This window comes from Pedobacter sp. 01N416 (genome assembly GCF_056399685.1).
The window spans coordinates 1-1,539 of the sequence record NZ_JBFTRT010000832.1; the positions used below are offsets into that span (position 1 = coordinate 1).

The following is a 1,539-nucleotide window of genomic DNA, read 5'->3' on the forward strand; positions in this document are numbered from 1 at the left end:
ATGTTTTTATGATGCAAAACTACAATGCCATATCATGACCACAGAGCAGTAATGTTAAATTAGTAAGCAGAAATGTTAACTACGAAACTTTTCGAGGGGTATTTTTTAAACAGAAAGATTGCCATGCAGATAATTAATCTGATGTAACCTATCTGATTAACAGCTAATAAAGGGGATTAGATTAGAAAATTTAATTTTAGCAGATCAGAAGCAATCTATACTCACCATCTTTTTCGTTGGGTGCGCGGTGCACGCATGGTAAAACCTGTTTACCAGGATAATCTACTGCCAACCTCCATAAATGCCCCAATCCCAAATTAATAGGCCTTGCATCAGCTTTGGCCTGGTAATGCAGGTCAAAATAATGTTCCATCAAAAAGCTTTCAAATTCCGATTCCGGACCGTTATGCAGCTCTTTGAGCTTTTGCCGGATTTCAGGGACCAGGATTTTTTGTTCAGCCTGATGATTAGCGATGATTTCACTTGCCGCACCATAATAGGTACATAAAAAAGTATCCGTACCGATAGGCGAACGGTCTACATGGAATGAATATACATCTGTTGAAATGAAACCGAGTTCCTCATCCCGCTGATAACTTTTGATTAAATTGAGCGAAGGCGATGCTCCGGAGTCTGCCAACAACTGAAAATCACTTAAGATAACTTCCCTTGCCATACTACCTTGTTCCGATAGCTTAAGCGCATGGAGATCTTCCATAGAAACTTCAGTGAGGTCCGCTTTCAGTTCAAGTTTGGATACAATTTCCTTAAAGTCGCCAACCAGGTCTCTCTGCCAGCAAATTGCATTTATATCTCCCTTAAAATTCGTATTCAAAAGATGAGAAAAAGTGGAAACCACCGCAACCTGTTTGCTGTTAGAAAATCTATTATCCATTTCTTAATTAAGCTATTTGGCCATAACCTCCAGCAAAAATAAGGAATAGCTCAGAGGATTGTTGGAAATGAAATCTATTTTTCAAAAATCATGGTTGATCGGAGTCATTTTTGCCTGTTTGGGATACACCTTGTGGTCTCCTGGCATAAGAAAAAGTGGTTTATGGTCGCCACAAGAAATACCCATTCAATAAGTTTCTGTTATGGTTTTAATTTTGGCAATGCAGATGCCTTCGTGAGCCTTCTCTCTATCTTTATCTAGGATCTGCTTCGCTTTATCCTGGATAAATCTAGTCAGGCTCCACTTTTCAGCTCACCATGCGTAATCGAAAATGCTGCGCTACGCTTGTGTTAAAACATAGATCGAATCCTGTTGCTTTGCAGCTACTGATTCTCACACATTTTCTCAGTTCGCAGGCGGTGAGCAGTATATTAAATGTAATTTGTATCTTAGATAGATGGACACTAATAGTAAGGAAATTTTACTTTCATTGATCAAGTATTCGAGTGAAGATCGTCTCAAGCAACTTCAAAGAGGCGAACTGTATTTTAATATTTTGGAGTTCTTTGAAGGCTGTGATAATAATGCTGTTGGTGATAAATATGAAAGGGTATACAAACAAACTATAGGAAAGGGCGTCACAA

General features: G+C 38.7%; 2 protein-coding genes. One reads left to right on the forward strand and one right to left on the reverse strand.

Annotated elements, in window-relative coordinates:
* Positions 1–196: 196 nt before the first annotated feature.
* Positions 197–895, reverse strand: a complete 699-nt coding sequence (locus AC1DND_RS27635) for a DUF1826 domain-containing protein (RefSeq protein WP_477586028.1) — start codon at positions 893–895, stop codon at positions 197–199.
* 457 nt (positions 896–1,352) lie between these two features.
* Between AC1DND_RS27635 and AC1DND_RS27640 the strand changes: the two genes are divergently transcribed.
* A partial coding sequence (locus tag AC1DND_RS27640; protein WP_477586030.1) for a hypothetical protein occupies positions 1,353–1,539 on the forward strand: 187 nt, incomplete at its 3' end.